Source organism: Stieleria bergensis, from assembly GCA_007745635.1.
Classification (GTDB): Bacteria; Planctomycetota; Planctomycetia; order Pirellulales; family Pirellulaceae; genus Stieleria; species Stieleria bergensis.
Window position 1 is genome coordinate 1,983,935 of record CP036272.1, and the last position, 23,642, is coordinate 2,007,576.

Sequence of the window (23,642 nt, forward strand, 5' to 3'; positions counted from 1 at the left end):
GAAACTTATCGTTTGCCAGGACTGCTGTTTGACGCCGCGATGATGCGCGAGGTTTTTGAACGCGGCCCCGTGACGGAAACACTGCGTTGTAGCCAGGGAACCGTCGTGGCAACCAGCACGAGTACAAAACCAATCGGGGCCGGGATGACCACCAGCGAAGCCAGCCCCAGCACGGCTAACCAAAACGAAGGGTGATACAGAATGGACTTCCAGCGACCGCGGAAGGGCCAGATCAGAATCACACCCAATACAACGGTGATCATGGTGATGGCGTGGTTTAACAAGCCTTGGAGTTGCTGATTTGCCAACGGCAAAGCGGCAATGCGGTCGACGTCGCTGGGGTGTTCTAGCCGAACGACGCCCACCAGTTGGCCCTGGATCAGTTGCCTTGCCGTCAGCAACGGTATCGGGAGTCTGGTCGATGCTGGAACGAATCGCCCGGTCATAGACAGCAGTTTGCGATCGAGTTCCGCCCAAGCGGAGGCATCGGTCTCCGCTGGAGCAGTGACGGTCTCTGCGGTTGACGCCTCCGGCTCGGTGGCCGCGCCGGGTTGAGTCGATGGATCGGTTGCCGTCTCGCTTGATGATGCTTCGGCCATTGAGGTGGCAGTGTTTAATTGGTGCCGATCAAGTCGAGCGGCCTCTTGGTAACGCCCCAGCCACGGCAGTAACCAGGCGCGGACCTCTTCATCGCTGCGCTCCGCTAACAGGTCACGCGAGCGATCAATCGCGGTCACTGCGCTGGAAGCCAACTCCAACGCCATTTCATGCTGTAAATGTTGCAGCTCCGCACTGGAGAACGCGATTCGATCGGATTCGCGAATGGGCAGCAGGGATTGGGTTTGTCCGGGGTGGCGATTTTGGAAGTACGCCACCCAAGTGGGCCCTGCTTGGGGTTGTGGCAATCGGGCCAAGTAGTCTGCGGTGCTCTGTTCTGAAACGGGGACGCGGAGAACTGTTTCGACTGCCTGCGGCAATCGACTGAAGGTCAAGGGAATGTTTAACAGTTCCCCTTCGCTGGCGGGATCGATCGCCACGGGGCGGCCCGCAACCCAAACGCCGATCAATGCAGCGTCACCGGGCAGGGAGAGTTGGATCTGTTTGAAGTTTTCGGGGACAAGGTCAAATCGTTGGTACACCACTGCGTCGTGTTCGCCAAGCATCACTCTGGCGTCACAGGCGATGACGGTGGCTTGTTGGTCTTTGTTGTCCAGTGGCGACAACTTGATTGACCAATTGCTGCTGGCGTCGCGCACCGTGTAGTATTCGAACTGCTCCAGAGCCTCTGGTTGCAGTTGCTTGAAGCCCGTTCTGGCCACTTGATTCGCCGCCAGCGAGGCCGCATTTTCCGGAACCCACAGAACAGACTGTGTGACCAATTGTTTCGGAACGGCGGCAAACAGAACACGCTGACCCTGTCCAAGGATGTCCACCGCAGGCACGCTGACTCGACTGACATCGCGGTTGTCCAAGAAACCGGTGATCACCAGACTGGAAACGGATTTGCCGGCAGCAGCTTTGTCGGTCGGAGTCGTTGTCGCGACTCGCACAATGGTGAACGCATCGTCCGGTGTGCGTTTGCTGGTCCAGTTTGAACTGCCTTCCACTTGTAGGTCGGTCGCCCAGCGGGTGGGAAGCTTCAGATCAATGTAGCTGGGGACACGTTGCGGCGAATACAGAATTTCTGTTCGGCACGACCAGCGACTTCCCGAATACTGCATCAGTGCCAGCTGGCGTGTGCTAAAGGATTGGTTCTGTGTTTGGCGTTGCAAGACGATCGCTGGCGATTGCGCGGGCAGACGATCGATTTGAGCTGCTGGCACTTTTCCTGTCATGAGTTCCCTCTGCTGTTGAGCCGGGAGGTGCCAGTCGCCGTTCTCTGGATCGGTCGAAATCTTGAACTTCGCAGGCCATTTCAGTGAGACAAATTGTCCACGCGTGACCCGATAGGACTCGCGCAGCGAGACCTGTTGAGACCGTGAATCACTGGCGTCCAGTGAGACCCGGGGAAGGTCAAACTTGGCTTTGATCGGTAAGCCGCGGACGAAGCGAAGTTCAAAATCCAGTTGCCCATTGATTCTGCGGTCGCCAAGATTGAGCAGCCAATACGGCTTGCCCGCTTGGGAACGGTTGGAGGCGAATTCCGTTGCATCGAGCTCTGTTTCGTTGATCACACAGCGTTCTAATTCATAGCCACGCGGGACTTTCAAAATCACCGGACGCTGGCCGGTGGATGGGTCGGTTAACTCACCACCGACTTGGTAGTGAATCAGTGACTGGTCGACAAACGTTTGGTGACGGAGCTCCATTTCACCCGCTGTCGAAGTTGAATCCCAGAGCAGCAAGGACGGAAAAGCCTCGCTGGTTGCAATGATCCGCTGTGGACGCCCGGCATAGCCCTGCCAACGAGACAGGAACTCATTCATGGTGGCCGGTTCCCAGTCGGAAATCAGTTCGGTGATCTTGAGATCCTCGGCATGTTCAATCGCAAAGTACGTGGGTCCCGCGTCGGCCGCCGAGGGCACGAAGACTTCGGGAATCGAAGTGGTGGCGGGATCGGAAACAGATTCGTTGGCGTTCAAGATCGACTTGGTCTGCCACATCAATCGCAGCGGTGGGTTGCCTTTGGAAGCTTTTGTGATCTTCAGGATGCCACCAAGATCCGGCAGCTCACCGCTTTCACGATCACCGTTTTCCTGAACATTGTTTTCCGTGTCGGCGCCGTCGGTCGGGGTTGACGCTGCCTGTGGACCGCCGCTGTTTGAATCCGCTTGGGACGCGGTTTCCGGTGTGGAGACGGCAGGCGATCGGAGGGGTGTGACTTGCCAGCTGGCTTCGGTCATGTTCTGAGGGAGTTTGCCCAGAACGATCAGCTCCATCGAGTCGCCAATCTTCATCGCAGGGTCGAGCCGGAGTTCACATTCAATGGTCGTCCAAGTCGCGCCGCAAACCACTCGATAATTTCGCTGCGTCGCCACAAACACTGTCGAACGCTGATCGCCAACGTTCTGGCAGGTGATCGTCAGTTGGTCGGTCGGTCCCAGCTCGGCTTGGTAGCGTCCCAAATCGGGACGCAGCAGTGTTCGTCCCATGGCGGTGTCAATCGAACGGATCTGAATCCCGCTGGGGACTTCGATTTGAACCTCGGCCGAATGAACCACAGGGATCGGTTGTTGAATCTGGACAAGACGAGCGGCCAACGTTGGCTGGGCGGATTCATTGGGCGACATGGTTGCCTGAGCGGCCTCATCGGTGGCCGGGGCGGCGACTGGAACGGGCCCAGCAAGCACCGATTGCTGAGTGTTGCCAGCAAAGGTCAATCGCAGACGTCGTTGCAATGATCGCACAGAGGAGATCGGGACAAGCGCTGTCACTTGCTGCGGCCCATCGACGGTGTATCGAGCCGTCTGTGGTTCAGCTTCGCCCAGGACTTCGATCCGACGCAAGTTTTCAGCAGCGACCGGTAACTTCAATTGAGACGAACGATGCGAAAGCTCGAGATCATAAGTCGCTTCAATCAGGCAGTTCAAAAGTGGCTCAGTTGTTTGGTCAGGGGCCGTGACGGCAAACGGTGCATCAGAATCGCGAGCTTCCAGCACAACACGATACTGAGCATTCTGGAAACTGACAGAGGCTGGTTCTTGGTCGCGATTCAGGTCCAGGATCTCGTCACGATCTGCCCGTGAAAGGTAAACCTTATCGCTTACGATTTGCGCCTGTTTGTCCAGCGGAACCAAGACTTGCACTGGCAGTCGACGATTGGCTTGGCCACCGGCTGGCTTTTCGGGTGAGGTCTGTTCGCCAGCTCGTGGCGCGGTGGGGCTGCCGTTGCGATCTCCCGCTGGCAGCGTCTCCTGGGCTGACAACGAACCGGACGGCATCAGCAGACAACTGATCAACAGCATCAGCGCTGCGGGGCCCTGGTTGGTCAGCCGCTGTGATGCCGAACCATTGTTGGCAGAATTGGCTGGATTGGATGAAGGCTGCGTCGGCGTCGAGATCGATGATCGTTGTGGCAGTTTGCGGGAAGTCTGGTTCTTGCCACCGATGGTTTGGACCAAGGCACCGCAGGCAACCGGGATCGCCAGCAGGCCGATGATTTCCTGAGACCTGTCCCACCAAAGCGTCGCGGCAATGCACAGGGCGACCAACCATAGCAAGCAGATCGGGAAACCCAACGGCATCCAACGAGCCATTGCCCAAGCGAATGCAAAGACCAGTCCGGCCCCGAGCCAAGCCAGGCCAATCGCCATGTCACGCGACATCAACAAAACGTATCCATTGGCCAGCGCGGACGTCTCGTTGCCAGAGTCGGCATGCACCGTTGTTGCTGTGTCCGCATCCGTCCGTGGCGGGTAAACCTGGTACAAGCTGACACAGCTTGGAGTGTCATGAAAGACCGTCCGCTGGGAGACAAGTTTGCCAGTTAGCGAGATCTGTGGTGTCCCAGCCCAGTAGAGCCATCGATGAGCTTCTTTCTCACGACGCAGACGCAACACAATGGTGTCGGTCTGGTTCTGACGTTCCAGTCGCACGAACCCCGCTCGACTCTCCAGCGGCAACACCGTTTGGCCGTTGACTTGCGCGGAGATGAGTTCCAGATCCGTGTCAAAACGGATGTCGTAATTCGCTTGTGACGAGGCTTCGGCAAAGTAGAGGAATTCATCGTCGCCACGATTGCTGGCAAAGATATCTAAGTTTTGTTTCCAGACGACGCACTGGTCAGTGGAGAACCGTTGGTAGGTGAGTTCGATCTCCGAACGCAGTTGCGGGTTGTATTGCAAATGTTGCACGAAACGGGGACGCAGTGTTCCGTTTGAATCCTCGCCGGACGGTGGTTGGCTGGCTTCGGTTTCATCAGCCAGTGCTTTGTCGGTTCCAGATTCCTCGGCACGTTTTTCGTTCTCCGTCCTGGCCAAGTCGTTGGCGGAACGACCATGCGGGACTTTTTGAACCTGGACCGAGCTGGAGGACACAAACCAGGGTGACGCGATGAAGGACTGGCCGGTCTGAGAGGTGGCTCCCAGCACACTTGGAAGCGAGACCGAGATCTGTTCAGACGCTCGGATCGCTCGCCGGCCTACGAGTTCAAAGTCATCCAGGTCTCGATCGTCTAAGTTGATCGTTTCCGAAGATTCGTGATCGATCTGACGGCGGATGATCTGTGATTCAGGCAAACTAACGATGGCCGACTGGTCTCTCCGGCGCAGCGACCAAGCATAGGCTGAGGACCGTGTTTTGCCCGTTAAGACCTCCAGCTGATTGATGGGACCCGAGGTGTCAGCTCGCACCACGATCGTTTCAATCAGTGTTGGCTGGGGCTGATCATCGGCCCAAAGAGGCTCTCGTGCGCCTTCAATGCGATGCTGCAAATTGACCGCCAGCGAAACGCTTACCGGAGCCAGTCGCACGCGTTGCAAGACGGCGCGGGGAGCCCTGACAATCAACGTTTCATCGCTCGGTTGCAAGAAGTCCAGGCAGCCTTTAGGGAGCTGTGCCGCGTCAACTCGATTGGCCAACATCACCGTTTCTGCGTTCCAGCGACGTCTTGCCGGTGGTTCATAGGCAACAAAACAGTGCTGTGATGGCTCCTGCGGTCGAGCCACCCAGGACTGGTTGGGCAACAACTGTTCGGGATTGCGTGTCAGATTCTGGCGACCATTGAATTCCAAGGTCAGCGTTTCACTGGAAGCCTCCTGGGAGGTCGGCCAAATGGTGACGCCTTCGTTACCAGGAGCTACAGGGATCTGACGACCCGACTCAGAGATTCTCAGCGAATCGATGGTCCAAGCCGGGTTGAGCGCGACACGAATCGGCGGTTGGTAGCGAGACACAATTCGATAGCGAATCTGAGTTTCTGAACGCAGTTCGTTCGCGGTCGGCTGTTGATAACGCAAGTGGGTACAGGCATGGTCGATCACGCGATCAACTTGAGAGGCCAACGACAGGCTAGACCAAGCGTGCACATCGCCGGTTGTCGGTTCCACGGCGGGACCACTGGCTGGGCCGCGCGCGGTCAGATATTGATCACCCGCGGTGGTTGTTTTGGATTCCAACGTTTTCCAATGCTTTGGCAGCGTCCACTGAATGATCTGGAGTGGCGCTGAAACGGTCACGGTCGCCAGCGAATCAGGTTCACTCCAGTAGACCCTGTTACCGATCGGCGTGACTGAGGGTAACTGGCAAAGCTGATTCCGCAGATCCCAACGACTGACACCTTCGACTGTTAAACGCAGCAGTTGATTGGGGTTGGGCGTCTGTTGGTCAGCGCTCTTTCGCAGTGCTTCCGGCAGCATGATCTCCAGTCGCGGTTGCTGCGGATCATCGCGAACGATCTCGAAGGGATACAGGATCGAATTGATTCGAATGCCTGTCACTGTTTCGTCAGGCACGCGAAACTGCAAACGATCGACGTCGGCTGACAGGTCGACGGTCAATTGATGCTTCCATGTGATGCTGGCAAGATCGACATCGTACTGGCGAGATTGTCGGCGAATCATCATCACCGGCGAGGATGTTCGGGCGGTTTGCACCGTCGCTTCAAGCTCAACCTCGCTTAAACCGCCCACTTCCATCTGATACCAGATCACGCCATCAGGACGCGAGCGCCAATTGGCTCGCTCCGGGGGACGATCGAGTTCCGTCAAGGTTCCTTGTCGAGAACGCAGTTGCAAATGGCTGGGCGCCGAAAGGACGAGCTGCGAGCGTGAGGAACGAGGCAGTTGTAGCTTTACCAGTGAACGCTTGCCCAATTGATTGGTGCGTCGTGACCAGGCGAAGCCGATTGTCGATCGCGACCAGTCGGTGCTTGGTGGTTGGAGGCTGTTGTTCGTTGTCGAGCCGGCGCTTGATGTGGCTGGTGGTCCCTGGGATGTTTCACCGGAACGAACGCCAGGGGCTGCCGATCGGACCGGATCGATCGCTGCGATCAAGTGTCCCGCTTGGTTCGAAAGGATGCGCAACTTGGTCGATCCACTGGCTGTGGTGGCTGGGGGGCTGCTGGAACCCAGCCCTGGGACACTTAGGGGGTTGTTGCTCAGGTCGGTGTTATTCAGGGCAGTGTTGCCAGGTAAGCCCGGTCTCGGTTCCACACCCTCTAGTTCATCGGCGGGACTGAGAGCAAGGTTGGTTGGCCCAAGGTCCAGTCGTAAGGGACGCCCGTTAAGATGTTCAATGACCAGTTCGCTCTGCTGGCTTGTCGCCAGTCGTTCGTTCAGGTGAATGTCAAAGAATGCGTCAACAACACGAGCCTGTTGCAGGGTCGCAATCGTTGGATTGGGACGCTCAATGGCCTCTCGCAATTGCTGCAGAGAAACTGGGACAAAGCCGTCGGGGACGATTTCAACGATTTGCGACCAGTAGAACGCGATGGCTCGAAAAGGTCGTCCATCAGCGGTGTGCGTCGGCAAGGGCAACGAATCGGTTGGCGCTGCAGGTTGGGCGGCTGGGGGCTGGGCAGCTGCAGGCTGGGCGGCTGGTGGCTGGCTGTCAGAGTCGTTGCTGTCAGCATCCTGATTCGGATCATCGCTGCCCCGGTCGCCGGAGCTTGGTTTGGGTTGGCTGTCGTTGTCCTTGCTTTGTTCATCGGGTGGAACAGCGGCAGGTTGAGTCCCAGCGGCCGGCGCTTCAGGTGGAACAGCGGGCGATGGACTGGCTGGTTCCTGACCGGCGGCACTGGAGAGATGGGCGGCGCTGGGCAGGCAGGCGACGTTGATGAGGATGGCCAGGCCAAGCAGCAGTGCGAGCCGAATTTTGGCTCCGACCCCGTTCGCGCGAGGTTGGGTTGCCGCCAATGGATGCGAGGTCTGACCGATGGCGACGGTCATGGCGTGGCCTCGCTTTGTGCGGAGGCAATGTCGTCGACTCCGACACTGTGCGTGATCGCCACGCTGCTGGCCGAACGCAAATCGAGTTTGCGAGCATGCAGTGACGAGCCCTCTTTGCGGTCATCAATCGTGCTGATCAGCACTCGCGAGGCACGCGGGTTGGTCAGGTGGCGAATCGCCAGCATGATGACTGCGACCAGGATGCTTAACAGAGCAACCTGCGAGGCCATCACGCCGGCATCGGGCGCCGCGACGATGATGCCACCTAGCATCACCAGCGTTAAAATCAACGCCAGTGGATTGCGTGTGGCAGGAAAGTAAGTCAGGATCGATGTGGCGAATAGGATCAGGCTGGCCACGACCAGCCAGACCAGTGTGCGTGATGCGGTTCGCATCTGCATGGGACGATCGTCGATCGCAGCAAACAAATAGCGATTGCCCTTGGGCATTTCGGTCAGTTCGGGAACCGCGCCGGCGCTGCTAATGATTTGGCTGGCCAACATGCTTTCAGAGATCAGCGGACGCCGAGCCATGTGATAGCGATCAAACGCCCACGTCATCATTCGTTCCGATGAAGCGGCTGCATGAATCAGATGCTGGTTCTGTGGCACGCTGACCTGCCAGTATTTTTCTTCTTGACCATGTCCCAGAAACGCCAGTGGGCGAATCGGATCCCACAGCGTTTGCTGCGGGCGACTGGACCAGGTGCGAATGTCAACGATTTGGTTTTCCTGGCCAGCAGGAATGTTGACCACAAGTTCGTCGCCGGAGATCTGCGTCGGGACGGTCTGGCCGTTGATCAGCACGTCCGTCTTGGTGCCGTCTGAATCGCGTAGCTCAATTCGAAGTTCACCGCTTCCGGAAAGCTGAGCGATGATTTGATCGTGCTGGGCCACTTCGTTGATTGCTGTTCGGATCAGTGTTTTGCCAATCCGTAACTCGTTACTGCTGGATGCTTTCGGCAGCAACTGCAGCACCACCGGTTGTTGAGGCAGTGTTTCAAGTTGAATTTCATTGTTCAGCGAATCGAAGTTGCCGCGAATTTCATACTGTTGGCTTCCACGCAATTGGATCTTCATGTCACCTTCGAGCGTCACGTCTTGGACGGTCGGAAATGGAAGTGCAATCGAGGTGGTCAGCGTGGTTGAATTGCTGGCGGCATCGACGGGCGTCAGAAACCGAAATCGGATGTCGGCGGCCTGAGTCGATAGCGTGTCCGAAATGATTTCCAAGATCACCCAGTCGCCGACTTGTGCGGGACGTGGATTGGCAATTGGCTGTGCGGTGGTCTTGGAGGAATCGGTGCCGTTGCTGACTTGGTTCGCATCGTCGTCAACCGAATCGCCTTGGCCTGGTCGCTGTGGGGCACTCGACGAATCAGGTCCACCGGTTGCCGAATCAGGGCCGTCCTCTGCTCCGTCCGGTCCGCCATTTGCCGGTTTCGGTAAGTCGGTGTCTCGGTCGGTGGTGTCGTTCGCTGGGGCACTGGCGGCCTGATCGTTGGGCTTGTTCGCCGAACCAGTGGATTCATCTGCGGACGCATCAGGCGGGGATTCGACCGGATTGATCGGCAGTGGAGGTGCGGCGGTTTGATTTGGTGACAGGGCGGGTGTTTCTGTTGCCGAAGTCTGCTTGGTCAAGCCCATGAAGCGAATCGGTGCGGGCGCATTATCGAGACTCACCTGCCAGCGGCGCTCTTGAAGCAACTGATCAACGGTGCCAGCTTGGTAGGCATCGATCATCGCTTGGTCGGCTGCGACCGCTATTCGCAGTCGGCCTTCCAGATCTGTTTTACTGATCAGATTCCACTGGACAATGCTCTCCAGAGTCAACGCATCGGCTTGTCCAGGCAACAGCTGCACACTAGCGTCACCACTGAGAATCAATCGCGGTGGCTGAGGCACCATCTGTCCAACCACTGTCGCGGCAGCTTCGGGTGGAACGACCGTGAAGCGTTTGGAGGTGTCGTTGTCCGTTTGAGTCGATGAGACGCGTTCAAGATTCTTTGATTGTTCTAAATCGACCACCAAGGCGCGGCGACCGAGGCTGGTGATACGGGCCGTGCTCTCTTGCAGTGTGATCGGCGTTTGCACCTCACCTGGATTGACCACACGCGGCAGGGTCATCCGAATCAATTGCGCGTCCAGTGTTTCGGGCTGCGTGACGGTGGACGGGGCCTCTGCCGAATCGCCTGAGGTGCGCCGTGTGCGAATCGTCACCGGTGATGATTCTTCCATGCCGTTGTAGGGCAAGTCAATGTGCAACAAACCGTCGGATTCGTACCATGAAACAGGAGCCCCGGTGCGACCGTTTTCAATTTTCGGCAGCTGCCAGTCGGCAAGGTCAACGCTGATCAACTGGCCGGAGTTGCTATTGCCCGTCGACAAGATCTGCATGGTCAGTTCGGCATAGGTGTCACGCATGTCAACGTCGCAGTGACTGGTCACACGGAATTCACGTCGAGTGGCGTCTAGCCAGATCGGTAATCGAAAAGCCCCGCGAACATATTCAAACGCATAGCGTCGCACATCGGTGGCTTCATCGCTGCGAGCGACGGCGACGTTCTTGACGTACACGCTCTGCTGCCAGCGCAGTCGATAGTCGCTGCTGGTTTCAATTTCGAGGGTGCCTTGATTGCGCAGTGCGTTGGGGATCACCGGAGCGGCCAGCTCATGCGGTGTACCCGTTGATGCGGGATTGCTTGGCAGTTCCAAGCGAAATTCCACTGTCAACAATTGGCTTTGTTGCGCTGTGGGAATCGTGACCCGAAGCAGTTCCGGTTGATTGGGGCCAGCGGCGGCTGATTCCAGAGGCGTGCCAGTGGCGTCGGCGGCAGCGGAACTGTTGGGAAGCAGCTTGGGGCGTTCTAACAACTTGCCACCGGCGGGCAATTGGAGGTCAATCGCTTTGATGGGCGAATTCGAGTCACGGACCGTCATCCGCACCGTTTCGATGATCGGGTCCTGGGGTGAATTCCAACGCACTGAGACGGTGGTGTCCGATTCAAGCAGTGAAACGGTTTGCTCGGTTTGAGGAGGACTCCATTGCAGCGTAAACCGGCCGCCATTGCTCTCGACACGGAACTTGACGTTGCCCTTGTTTCCTTGACTGCTTTGAATCACCTCCGCGTCGCGATCGATGATTTTTCCAATCGCATCAGGGGTCTCTGTCTGGACGTTGACCACTGCGGGAGCCGCGGGCAGCTGGAACTCCAAGGCTGATCCGGCCGTGCGGTCCACACGAGCGGACATCTTCATCCGCAGCTCGATCACTGAATCTTTCGGGACAGAGGCCACTAAGGTGTGCGGCCCCGCTTCGCTGGCAATCGCAACGGCAAGCCGGTTGGCCTGCTTGTTGTCGCCAGCAAAGGTTGGCTCGGTGGTGCGGTGGAAGTTTTGCAGCCCCAGTGGGACTTCAATGGATTCCGTTCCCGTGGCGTTGATGCGGACCTTGATCCGAACATCCAGCAACGCGCTTTCGCCAGCGACTTTTCCGTCAATCAGCACGCTGTCGATGATGTAGTTTCGCGTTTGGTTCTGCGGGCCGGCTTCGAGCTCTAGAATGCGCTCGTAGGTCATGTCTGGCCAATAAACTGGATTGCCAGAAGCGTCCAAGAACATGATGCCGCGGATCGGCAGCTGTCCGGTGCCGCTTTCCTTTGCCGGGCGAACCAATTCCTCTGGCGGATAGTTGTTCGGCGGTTGCGCTTGGCAGACCTGCCCGCTATTGACAAGCAACGCAACGAGTAACAGTGCGGCTGGCAACGCCATCAAAGCACTATCGAGCAGAAACCATCGGTGCTGCAAAGCGCATCGCCAAACACGACGCGAGAGAGTTTCTCGGCCGCTGTGTGTTGATGCGATGTCGGCGTTGACGGACGAGGTCATCGAAGAGATGTGATAAGGCGTCTGGAGGTCATGGTCTGCAGCGGATGTCGCCTGCCCGAATTTGCCGTTTGAAAACGCAAATTCTGGCTGCGAAAGACTCTCGTTTTAGACCGGGTGAAAAGCGTGAGGGTTCTCCTCCGTTTATCTAGTTTACGCAAACACTAACGGACTGGAACGGATGCGTCGTCTGGGCGACCCGTTTTCTGCTGGTCTCCCCAATGGTGGTAAGCCCAAACGTAGCATCCACCGGTTCCGGCAGTCTCGTTATAACCGGTATGTTCCCTGTGATTGTCGTTTCTGGACAAATGGCCACCCAGGATGGCATTGTCTTGGAAAGCTCTGATCAATGGGCCCAATTCAGTGAATGAAGACGCATCGCACAGACACTTGGTTTGCCCGCAATGCTTCTAAGCGTGAGCTCGGCAAAGCTGGAGCGAGGCCGTGTGACACTTTAACCATTCCAGGCGTCCAACGTTCCGCACTCAAATCAGCGGTTGTGATTCCGTCGAAAGGAGAGGTGCCCGAGTTTCAGTCCAGGGGCAGCGGGCTGGCCGCCAATGCGTGCAGCAATTTGTGGGCGTCAATCGCGTCGGAGCTGGCCGCAGCGCGATGGCTGATCCACGGACGCGCGCGTCGGATCACGCCTTTCTCAAGAAATTCACCAAACAATCGCAGCCGCAACGACGACTCGGAAGCCGCCGGTTCAATCTGGGCGGTAAACGGTGCGTCCTGTGGACTTAACAGGGCAGCGGTTTGACCGTTTGCCTGATCAAACTGAAAGATCGCACCTTGTGGCTCGGAGTGCTTGGTCAGGTTGCTGGCTGAGTTGCCCGGAAAGACGAGGTCCAAGGTCGGGTGCGAATCCAGTCGCGTGGTTTCAACACTGACTTGCCACTGGAACGTCAGGTGATCGCTGCTGGCCGACGGAGAGACCGGTTCAATGACTAACCGAAAACCGAAGGGCTGAGCGTCGCCGCTTTGCGGGAACGACCAATGCAGTTGGTTGCCACGAACATACTGTTCCTTCAAGGGTGGCAGATCAGAATCGTCAGATGATGTCAGCAGGGTGACGTCATCCAGATGGTGCATGTTGACGCCGCGAACCTGTCCCGATTCGCTGGCGATCACTTCAAATTTCCAGACTTGATTTTCTTGAAGCCAAGCGGCAAAGCCAAGTCGGTTCGGAGCGATCAGCCACATCGTGAATTGGTTATCTAAAGAGGGAACAGGTGCGTCATGGATGGTTGGGATGACCCGTCGCGCCCAGCGCTGAGGTCCATGGATGGTGGGCTTGAGGCAATGATGGTCTCAAGCCATGGGCACCAGCACGGCGCCGCCGGAGGGCGACGCGAGTGCGGTTTCCGTCGAGATCGCTTAGCCGGAGTATTCGGCGTTAAAGAACTCTTTGCTGTCGTCGACCGTTGGCTTGATGGTGCGAGCACCTTCCTGCCAGTTCGCGGGGCAGACTTCGCCGTTGGCTTCAAAGAACTTCAATGCTTTGACCATCCGCAGGGCTTCGTCAACGCTTCGGCCCAATGGCAGGTCATTGACGACTTGATGGCGAACAATGCCGTCTTTGTCGATCAGGAACAAGCCACGCATCGCCACACCACCTTCAAGCAAGACGTCGTAGTCACGCGCGATTTGCTTGTTCAAGTCAGCGACCAAGGGGTAGCTGATTTTGCCGATGCCGCCTTCGTCGCGGGCACTGTTGGTCCAGGCCAAGTGCGAGAAGTGACTGTCGATGGAGACACCCAGGATCTGCACGTCTTCGGCTGCGAAGTCGCCTTCACGATCGCTGAAGGCAATGATTTCAGTGGGGCAGACAAAGGTGAAGTCCAGCGGGTAGAAGAACAGGACGACGTACTTGCCGCGATAGTCGCTTAGAGAAACTTCTTTGAACTGCCCATCGGGCATCACGGCTTGTGCTTTGAATTCGGGGGCTTGCTGTGTTACCAGAACGCTCATGTTATCAGCCGGGTCTTGCTGGAAAGGAATTTGAAACAAACAAACACTCACGCCGTTGCCAGTACCTGATGGCTGCGGCCACGGTGGCCTCGGCGGGTGGCACGTTGGTTCAAAGTCTGCAATTTGACCGCCTAAATCGAATTAGCGATGCGAGCGACAGTGAAGATCGTGCCACGCCAGGCGGCGTGAGACAACACTATTGGGCAGAGCGGCGATTCCGGCAAGCGGTGGTAAGCAAATTCCTGAGCCCAAAACGACAACTGCCCGCCAGTTTCAAAGAAGCTGGCGGGCAGTGGTGACTGAAATCGGCTCGGTTGTCGAAAGAGAAGCCGGGCTTACTTTTGTGCAGGTGGTCGGCGTGGACGCTCGCCACCAGGGGCCGCGCCATCCTGCCCTGCACCGGGACGTCCACCTCGACCAGCACCAGGACGCTGGCCGTTGTTTTGCATGAAACGCTGCATCATGGTGCGAATTTCTTCTTGGCTTAGTTTGCCGTCACCATTGGAGTCTCCAACTTGCAGCATGCGTTGGCCGCGGCCCTGCAATTCATCGGCGGTCAGGAAGCCGTCGCCATTCTTGTCGGCGTCTTTCATCCGCTGCATCATCGCTTCTGGTCCGCCACGCTGTCCTTGAGGCCGGTCGCCTGCACCGCGTGGAGGTCCATCGCCGCGAGGCCCATCAGGACGGTCACCGCGTGGAGGCCCATCGCCGCGAGGCCCATCGGGACGGTCACCGCGTGGAGGTCCATCGCCGCGTGGTCCATCAGGACGGTCACCGCGTGGAGGGCCAGCCGGGGGGCGGTTACCACCCAAGCCGCGATCCCCGCCTGGTCCACGCATTTGGCCCATTTGGGGCCGCATTTCCATTTGATCGATCACGCCGTCGCCGTTCTTGTCCAGCTTCTTCAAGGCTGCCGGGGCGTTGCTGATTTCGTCACGCGAGAGACGTCCATCTTTGTTGGTGTCCAGTGCGGCGATGATGGGGAGTCGCGACAGGAAGTCGCCACCAGGACCACCGGGGCCACCAGGACCACCGAAACCGCGAGGTCCACCGGGACCACCAGGTCCTCGAGAGCCACCTGGTCCACCGGGACCACCCGGTCCATTGCCATCGCGTGGACCGCCGCGGAAGCCCGGGCGATCACCATCAGGTCGAGGCCCACCAGGTCCACCGGGCCCACGCCGCTGGTCCACGCGGTCGCGAGATTCGCCCGCCGGTTTGCCGTCGCCATCGTCAGCGGTGGCCGTCGCATTGGGCCCATGGATCATGGCTGCTGCGGTGACAGCACACAGAAGCAGCTTGGCCGGTTTTTGGAAAGATCGTTTCATGGTTTCTAGTTCCACTGGTTTGGATGCACGTTTGATGGAGAAAAGGGAGTCGTGTCCGTTGCCTGTTTGAGTGGCGGAATTGCCTCTCTCAAAGAGCGGTTTCGAGCTGACGATGTCACGCAAACGCAGTCGAGATCTTCCAAATAACGGTCGGTTGATCTCGCAGGGCGTGCGATCACTGCGTTTGTTTGATTAGCGGTGACTAATGATTCAACACGGTGTGGATGGCCAAGTTTCGTGTGGAATTGAAATAAATAACTTCCGCAAAATCCTGCTCATCGGAGTGACAAAACTCCAGCGAGACGCCCCGGCTTCCCCGTTTGTGCTTGACCTTTGTGCATGACGCTCGCGTTTGGCGTTTGGCACATGCCATGGCGTCTTGTCGGGGTGACCGAGCATGGCGGCGTTGTGAGGTTTCCGCCTCGCCGGGCAGCCGACACTGGTTTTGGGCGGCGGGCTTTTTGACGACGGTACTGGTCAGCGAGTCCTTGTTTTGGCAGACTTGTCTTTGTGGGCGAACTAACCTGTTGTCTCAGCATTCCTTCCTCTAGCACGTACCAGCAACCTATGCGTTTTCCTCCCTGGGCCGTTCGGGCAATCCGACAAGGCGTCAAAGATGTTGCTCAAAAAGCCAGTGATCCGGAAACGATCAAGAAGGTGACCGACCAGGCGACCGAGCTGTTGCGTGAGTTGCCAGAAAGTGCTTCACGCGGCATCGATAGCATTGTGAAGGCTGCGTCCCCGATTGCTCAGGGCGCCGTCAATCTCACTCAAGAGGCGGTCAACGCTTCCAGCGCCAAAGCTTGGCTGTCGCAGTTCGCCTGGGGCGAAGGCTTATTCACGGGTGACGGACCCGTGTTTGCGCAGCGGATGGTCAACGCCACTGGCGTGCTGTTGTCTGATCAAGGGTGCGGCGTGCCGATTGCGGATCAAGTGCTGCAGATCGGTGATGCGGTGTTGCAAGGCGATGGTTTGTTAACCGATCTGCGTCGACAAATTGATGGGCACCTGAAGCAGGAACTTGGCATCAATCAGCACTCGGTTGCGGTGGCGGCTTCCTTGCCCGCTGCCTTGGCCGCGCTGTCTCCTTTAGCCTCCGCTGGGATCGTGATGCACCGTCATCATGCGATCCACTTGCCCACTGAAAGCCATGGCACCGATGACTCCGTTTCAGGGCCGGCGTTGCCAGAATCGTTTCTTGGATGCCAAGTCACATGCTGCGGCGGTGCCGATGCGTTTAACGTGGCGGAGTTAACCGTTCAAGCCAATCAGCTTGTTGCGTTCGTTGACGATGGCAGTGCAGCGCTGACGGCGTCGATGCTGGATCAGTTGGCCGGTGAAAACCTCATAAAAGTGGCGATCTGTCCCATCGGAACGGTCAGGGCTTTGCCCACAGATGCTCCTGCGGTTGCCAATCAGATTCCCTGTGTTGCAAATTTGATCGACGCGGGCTTTGACCTGGTTGTGTTGGCGGGAACGGTCGTCGCTGGCATGCCAGCGTGTGGCGTGCTGGTCGGCAAAACTCGTTTGGTTGAGCAGCTACAGCAAACCCCTTGCTGGTCAGCGATGCAAGCCAGCGATGCCATTGCGTCGATGGTGCTCGCTGCAGTGGCTGCTGAAGAAGACCATCTTTGGACTGTACTTGCCATGACGGATGTCCAGAACTTGCGGAGCCGCGCTGAGCGACTGGCCATTCGCTTGACGGCCGACCCCGGCATTGAGTCTTGCCAGATCACTGATCAGGCTGCTCGGCTGAGCGCGCGGGGATGCTGGCAGTTTCCTTCACGCCAGTTACGGTTGCGGCCGGCCAAAGGAACCGCACAGGCTTGGGCAGACGGGTTGCTGCGCAGCACGCCAGCAGTTGCAGTCTCGGTCGATGATCAACAGCTGGTTGTGGACTTGCGCTGGATTGCCGCCAGCGATGATCGGCTCGTGGCCGGTTTGTTGGAAAGCCAGTAAGCACGTCCCGGGGCCTGCATACCGTTTACTGGCGAAGCCAACTGCAGACTCGATGGTACGTTGGCACTTGGATGATCACGGCCAGCAACGCAATGGCGATCGGGATCAAGTGGATGAAGTTGTCGCCCAACATCATCAAGATCGCATTGGCCACCGCGCCGCCTTCGGCTGCCGCTTGGCTAATGATCGTGCCGGTGGCGATTCTGCCCATGACTTCGTTGTTGACCACTAACTCCTCTTCGCCTGTGGTGGACGAAGCGTCTTGCAGCCGAGCGGCTTGTTCTTTTGCCTGCTGAAAGATCACCCGTTTGACAATGAAGCCGACGGGAAGGGTCGCTGCGACCATCACAAAACCAATCAGAGGAAACAGCATGTCTTCACTGGAAAGGGAAAACTTGAACGCTCCCTCGTTGTTGCTCCAGGACAGGTAGCCCATCACGGCGGTGATGACCACGATGCCGTTTGCCAAGGCAAAGGTAATGATTTGGTTGACGCGAATCAGCTGATCAATTTCACCCCGATTCAATGGACTGCCAGACGGATCGGTCGGGAGACTCGACGTGTACGGGTTTTGCGCGGGATTGATCATGGGTCGTTCCAGTGGGTGAAAGGAAGGGTTGCGCTGCCGAGATCGAATTGTACCCGAATCAAGGTCGCCCAAGAGGCTGGTCTGATCATAGGCTCGATTCGTTGGCTGTGGCGGCGCGGCGAAGTGATTGGGATGTCAGGTTGACGGTGTTTGCCAGGCAGGACGATGCCACGGTGTTGAACTGGGCCCTGGATTTGAACTGGGCCCTGGATTTGAACTGGGCCCTGGATTTGAACTGGGCCCTGAATTTGAACTGGGCCCTGAATTTGAACTGGGCCCTGATTGGCGGCCTCTCGGTCGGGAAGACCGTTTGGGTTACGATCCCATCCCAGGGTCGCTAGACTATGCGGGTCCATGCGATGGATTGGTTCTTCAATAGCGATTAACTTTGGCGAATGGCACGATGTCTGCTGACGATTTTCTTCCACCTTCTGATCCTCCCGGCGGATCGGGTTCTGAGCCTTCTGGACTTCCCGAAGGGGCGCAGCCACAGAGCCCTCCCCTGCGTGCCCGAGTGCCAGATCATGTTTCTTCAGGAAACTTTAGCACTGGCGCGATCGTGATGACGGGGCCAACGGAGTTCATCATTGACTTTTTGCAGACGATCGGCAGACCGCAAAAGGTTGCCTGCCGAGTGGTGGTGCCGTTCAATGTGATGCCGCAAATGATTGAGGCGTTGCAAACGAACTTAAATCTCTATCGCAATCGGTTTGGTGATCCTGTGCAACCGGCTCAGCAACCGCCCAACCCCGACGCTCGTCGGCCAACGCCTCAGGAAATCTATGACGACTTGAAGATGCCTGATGAGGTGTTGAGCGGCACGTATGCAAACGGCGTCATGATTGGTCATGGAGCGACAGAATTTGGATTGGATTTCCTGACCAGCTTTTTTCCGCAGTCCGCCGTCAGTGCTCGAGTCTTCTTGGCTGCCGGACAGGTGCCGCGTTTGCTTGATTCGCTCCAGGGCGCGGTGAAACAACTCGACCAACGCCGCGGCCAGCAAGCGCCCGGACAGCAAGCGCCCGGCCAACTGCCACCGGGAAACCTGCCCACTGGTGGCCTTCCTGCTGGGCCAGTGGCCGGAGGCGCCCAAGGGCCCAATGCGGTGAACGATCCCCCCGCCGAGACACCAGGGAATCAAAACGACAATCATGACAATGATGGTGACTCGCCTGGCAAAGGGACAAATGGTGAGGCATCTGACTTGCCACCGGATCACACGCCCTAGCATTCGATCGCTAGCAGGACCAACTGTTTAGGCAGTGACAACCGTTTAGTCAGTGACAAAGCTGGACGCTGTCCATGGTTGTCTCTTTGCAAACTCAACCCGTGACTCATCACAGACGATTCGACAACGAGGAAAAGCGATGGCGATTTCGGATGACTTGCCATTGATGGGCAACTTACCAAACGCGGAGATCCCTTTCGGCTTGCCATTGGTGCTGGCTAGTGGTTCACCACGCCGCTCACAACTGCTGTCGGCGGCCGGTTATCAATTCTCCATTGATCCTGCTAGCGATTCAGCTGAATGCGGGGTCTGCAGCCGAGAAACGGCTCCCGAGCTTGTGGCTAGGTACGCTTTTCGAAAGGCCGAAGACGTCGCCAGGAAGCACGCAGGCAAGATGATTTTGGCCGCCGATACGGTCGCCTCAGTCAACGGCCAGATTCTGGGAAAACCCTCAAACGAACAGCATGCCGCCGAGATGCTCCGGACCTTAAGTGGCAAACGACATTCGGTGTTCACCGGCGTCTGCCTTTGGTCCACGGTCGATCACCGCTGTCTGGTCGAGGTGGTGCAGACCGAACTGGAAATGGAGCCGATCAGTGATCAGGTCATTTCGGACTATCTTGAAACCATGCTCTGGGAAGGGAAAGCCGGGGCATTCGGATACCAAGATGGCAATGATTGGATTCGCATCGTCAATGGCGGCAGCGAAAGCAATGTTGTCGGCTTGCCAATGGAGAGATTAAAAGAATTGCTGGAAAGTTTTGAAGAATCTGCCGAAAAGATCAATCTGTAGACTGCTCAAGTCGGCAGAATGGGTTGTTCGGTCTTTCGTCACTCCCCGTTCATTGGTCCCTCAACGGTCGAACTCATGATCGATTCGCTTTACCCAGCTAATAGGCGTTGTTCTCAGCCCATTGATCGCGTTGTTCAACACACGCAAGCCGGTTTTCGGTTGGCGTCTTTGCGAACGCTCCAAGCTTGCTTGGCCATTTGTTTGGCAGGTGTGCTCATGGTGCACACTTCTTCGGCGCAGTCTGCCTCTGCCAAAAATTGGGCTGGGGAAATGTTTTCCGGCCAGGATCACGATTTCAACGCCGTCGGGGTGGGAGCAAAGTGTGAATATCACTTTGATTTCAAGAACCTCTATGAAGAGGACGTGCATGTCGCGTCGGTGCGATCAAGTTGTGGTTGCACGATACCGTCGGTCACCAAGGACACGCTGAAGACACATGAGACCGCGGCGATTGTCGCCAAATTCAACACCACTTCGTTTGTTGGGCACAAAGAAGCCACGATCACCGTGGTCTTCGACAAGCCGTATTACGCCGAAGTTCGCTTGAAAGTCAAAGGCTTCATTCGTACCGATGTGATGTTTGATCCGGCCGAGGTGAACGTTGGCGAAATCGCCGCCGGCGAATCGGCCAAGGAAAATGTGACAGTGACGTACAATGGGCGTTTGAATTGGAACATCACCGATGTCCGCAGCCACTGTGATCACTTGCAAGTCCAGCTAGGCAAGCCGGTTCGAACGGTCGGACGAGTTCAGATCCCCATGACGGTTACGATCAAGCCATCGATGCCAGAGGGCGATATGCGGCACGTCTTGACGCTCGTGAGTAACGATCCAAATTATCCCACAACGGATCTGATGATTCGCGGTCGGGTACGACCGGCAGTCAGTGTTTCACCGGCGGCACTGGGTTTTGGAACCGCCAAGCCCGGCGACACGGTCGAGAAGCGATTGGTTGTCCGAGCGGACATGCCGTTCGCGATTTCTGAAATCCTCTGCAGTGACGAACGATTTGAATTCAAATATCCCGAAGGCGAAAAAAAACTGCACTTCGTGAAAGTGAAATTCAACGCGGGGGAAGCCGAGGATTGGATCGGACAAGAAGTTCGCATCGTCACCAATCTGGAAGGTGGCAAGTCCGCCAAATGCATCGTCACCGCTGTGGTCCAATAGCAAGCCATTGCGGCGGCCAAGTCTCAGGCCGCTGCGCTGCTCTCTTTGCAAAACCCACTCTCTTTGCAGATCTCGCTTTGGGCCAGGCGGCTTGTTCTGTCTGTCAACGTTCATCCGTCCGTTCACATGACTTGATGGGCAAACGGTCAGGCTTCCCTGTGTCCCGAAACCAGCGATTTTGCCCTCAATTGTGAAATTGTGTTTCAGGTACCTGCGGAACTCCATGGCGCGGCTTGATGAGAAAGCTATCCATTGACGGGAGCCTGTGTGAGATCACGCCAGGAAAAGATACCAGTGATCATGCCAGCGATCGGGTGTCTGCTCCTCAGAGGGTTGGTTTTGGGTTGCCTTAAGAGACGAAACATGCAGTTCTTGAAGAAGATTGGTTTGGGAAGATTCATCCCGATCGCTTTGACCGTTGTGTCGATTGCCGTCGCCTTTGTCTGCATTCGTGCGGTGGACGACATGATCGATGCCAATGCTTGGGTGGAGCATACACATGAAGTGATTGCCGAAGCCGAAAACATTGAGTCTTCTGCAGTCGACATGGAAGCTGGAATGCGAGGCTATTTGCTGGCTGGCAAAGAGGAGTTTTTGGATCCGTATCACCATGGAGCGGATGAATTTACACAGCGGGTTGCGGCACTCAAACAGACTGTTAGCGATAATCCGCCGCAAGTTGAATTGCTCGGTGAAATCGACCAGACGATTCAGCACTGGCAAACGTTGGTTTCCAAACCCGCCATCGAACTGCGCCAGTCCATTGGTCATGGGCAGACCATGAATGACTTGGCAAGATTGGTTGCACAAGCTCGCGGCAAAGACTATTTCGATCGTTTTCGCGATCAAGTTTTCGTCTTCAGCGACCAGGAACGGCGACGACTAGAGCAACGGAAAGTGGCTTCTCAGGAAGCGCGTCAGACTGCGATTGAATCCTTGAAGACCATCGATCGGGCGAATGCCTGGGTGTCACAGAGCTACACGGTGATCGTTGATGCCCAGGAGATCCTTGCGTCTGCAGTCGACATGCAGCTTGGCATGCGGGGCTTTTTGCTAACCGGACAAAGCAACGCTCTTGCACCCTATCGCAAAGGAGCTCGTGCGTTTTACGAAAAGGCACAGACGTTAAAAAAGACGCTGGCTGATCATCCGCAGCAAGTCCGTTTGCTCGATGAGATGACCGAGAACGTTCGGCAGTGGCAAGCGAAGGTAGCCGATCCAGCCATTGCGTCGGTACGGGCCGCAGGTCCACGCAGTAAATTGAGCTTTGAAACGCAGCCTGATTCGGAGAGCGGCTACCTGCAAACCTGCCGACAACAGATCGCAACATTGATTCAGCGCGAGTCAAATCGGCTCTCCAAACGACAGCAAGAAAGCCGTCAAGCGACAGCCCAAATTGGACGGTGTGTGGACTTGATGAGCGATTCTGATTTGGGGGTTCAGCAGACCTATCGTGTGATCGGTGAAGCCAGTCAGTTGTTGGCGTCTGCGGTCGACATGGAGACCGGCATGCGAGGTTATCTGCTGGCCGGTAAAGAGACGTTTCTGGAACCCTACCAAGCGGGTCAAGCCGCCTTCGCAAAGCAAAGCAATCAACTGCAACAAACCGTCAAAGACAATCCGCAGCAGGTCGCTCAAGTGAAAGCGCTTACAGGAACCATCGAGCAGTGGATTCAGAATGTCACTGAGCCGATGATCGACCTTCGTCGAAAGATCGGTGATTCTCAGACGATGGACGATATGGCCGACTTGGTTGCACAGGCCAAGGGCAAGATGTACTTTGACACGTTTCGTGACCAGATCGAGACCTTTGCCGGTCGTGAACGCGAGCTGATGGCGAAACGCAAGCAAAAGGCTTTTCGAGGCGCAAACGCCGCTTGGTACATGATCGTCGGTGGAACGATGCTGATCATCCTGCTTTCCTGTATCGCTTCGACCGCCATGCGCCGCAGTATCACTTCGCCGCTGCGTCACTCGGCACTGAATCTTAAACGCATGTCCAACGAACGTTTACAGAAACTCGGTCTGCGACTGAGTTCGTCTGCATCAGAGACTGCCGAACAAGCACGGATGGTGGGCCTGACTTCTAATGAATTGTCTGAAAATGCTTCCGCGTTGGGGTCTGCGGTGGAACAGCTGGATCTCAGTATTCGCGAGATCTCGACCAACACGACGACAGCGGTGGAAATCGCTGGCAACGCGGTTCTGGCTGCAAAACAAAGCGGTACGGTGATCAATGAGCTCAACGGCAACGCCAATCAGATCGGCGAGCTAATCAAGAGCATCCACTCCATCGCTGAACAGACAAACTTGTTGGCACTCAATGCGACCATTGAAGCCGCTCGTGCCGGCGAAGCAGGCAAAGGCTTTGCTGTTGTCGCCAACGAAGTCAAGGAATTGGCTTTTGAAACTAGCAAAGCGACCAAACATATTGTCGTGTCCATTGAGGCGATTCAAGCAGGAACTTCCGAAGCTGTCGCGGCGATCAACCGAGTTTCGAATGTGATTGGCGAAATCAACGAACGCCAAAGCTCCATTGCATCGGCTGTCCAAGAACAGTCAGCGATGACCAGTGAAATCACTCGCGCGATCGATGGATTTGTTCATGGCAGTGGCGAGATCGTCAATGGAATCGGCTTGGTTGCCGATCGAGCCAAAGCAACCGACACCGATTCCAGTGAAACGCTGCGAACCGCTGCGGACATCGATCAATTGGCCGGCGAGTTGCTCTGCCTAGTAGGCCAGACAAGTCGTGCTGTGCAGGCTGCCAAAGCCGCCGGACAGGAATCCGACCAAGACAGCGACGCAGCGCTGGCGATTTAACGGTTCCTGATCCGATTGCCGTGGTCAGGGGGCGTTCGGACGCATCGCTGACCAGAGAGTTGGCGGCGGTT

Annotated in this window: 11 protein-coding genes; 5 read left to right on the top strand and 6 right to left on the bottom strand. The window is 56.9% G+C overall.

Annotation, left to right across the window (positions count from 1 at the left end; translation table 11 throughout):
• Positions 1-5 precede the first annotated feature (5 nt).
• The 5 genes from SV7mr_RS06735 to SV7mr_RS06755 all read right to left on the bottom strand — a co-directional run bounded on the left by SV7mr_RS06735 (position 6) and on the right by SV7mr_RS06755 (position 15,009).
• A complete protein-coding gene (locus SV7mr_RS06735) occupies positions 6-7,826 on the bottom strand; it encodes a hypothetical protein (protein ID WP_145270403.1) in 7,821 nt (2,606 codons plus the stop codon).
• Positions 7,823-11,713 carry a hypothetical protein gene (locus tag SV7mr_RS06740; RefSeq protein ID WP_145270405.1) on the bottom strand — a complete coding sequence of 1,297 codons (3,891 nt, stop codon included), beginning with the start codon at positions 11,711-11,713 and terminating at the stop codon, positions 7,823-7,825. Before SV7mr_RS06740 ends, SV7mr_RS06735 begins: the two co-directional genes overlap by 4 nt.
• Positions 11,714-12,241: 528 nt before the next feature.
• Entirely contained in the window at positions 12,242-12,913 is a 672-nt protein-coding gene (locus SV7mr_RS06745) for a hypothetical protein (protein ID WP_145270407.1), read from the bottom strand.
• Between the two features lie 174 nt (positions 12,914-13,087).
• Complete coding sequence (locus tag SV7mr_RS06750; protein WP_145270409.1) at positions 13,088-13,681, bottom strand: peroxiredoxin; 594 nt, start codon at positions 13,679-13,681, stop codon at positions 13,088-13,090.
• Positions 13,682-14,016: 335 nt separating this feature from the next.
• Positions 14,017-15,009 (bottom strand): EF-hand domain-containing protein, encoded by a 993-nt coding sequence (locus SV7mr_RS06755; RefSeq protein WP_145270411.1) that lies wholly within the window; start codon positions 15,007-15,009, stop codon positions 14,017-14,019.
• A gap of 567 nt (positions 15,010-15,576) precedes the next feature.
• Here SV7mr_RS06755 and SV7mr_RS06760 point away from each other — a divergent pair.
• Positions 15,577-16,968 (top strand): PLP-dependent aminotransferase family protein, encoded by a 1,392-nt coding sequence (locus tag SV7mr_RS06760; protein WP_145270413.1) that lies wholly within the window; start codon positions 15,577-15,579, stop codon positions 16,966-16,968.
• 25 nt (positions 16,969-16,993) lie between these two features.
• Here SV7mr_RS06760 and SV7mr_RS06765 read toward each other — a convergent pair whose 3' ends face one another.
• Complete coding sequence (locus tag SV7mr_RS06765) at positions 16,994-17,557, bottom strand: hypothetical protein (protein ID WP_145270415.1); 564 nt, start codon at positions 17,555-17,557, stop codon at positions 16,994-16,996.
• 403 nt (positions 17,558-17,960) lie between these two features.
• On the opposite strand from SV7mr_RS06765, the gene SV7mr_RS06775 reads away from it, so the two are divergent.
• From SV7mr_RS06775 to SV7mr_RS06790, 4 genes are all read left to right on the top strand, one after another.
• A complete protein-coding gene (locus SV7mr_RS06775; RefSeq protein ID WP_145270418.1) occupies positions 17,961-18,785 on the top strand; it encodes a DUF3467 domain-containing protein in 825 nt (274 codons plus the stop codon).
• Between the two features lie 166 nt (positions 18,786-18,951).
• Positions 18,952-19,578 (top strand): Maf family protein, encoded by a 627-nt coding sequence (locus tag SV7mr_RS06780; RefSeq protein ID WP_145278149.1) that lies wholly within the window; start codon positions 18,952-18,954, stop codon positions 19,576-19,578.
• 216 nt (positions 19,579-19,794) lie between these two features.
• Positions 19,795-20,748: a DUF1573 domain-containing protein gene (locus SV7mr_RS06785; protein ID WP_419188195.1), complete on the top strand. Its 954-nt coding sequence runs from the start codon at positions 19,795-19,797 to the stop codon at positions 20,746-20,748.
• A 363-nt stretch (positions 20,749-21,111) separates the two neighbouring features.
• Positions 21,112-23,571, top strand: coding sequence for a CHASE3 domain-containing protein (locus SV7mr_RS06790; protein WP_419188196.1), 2,460 nt, complete (start codon positions 21,112-21,114; stop codon positions 23,569-23,571).
• The last annotated feature ends 71 nt before the right edge of the window (positions 23,572-23,642 follow it).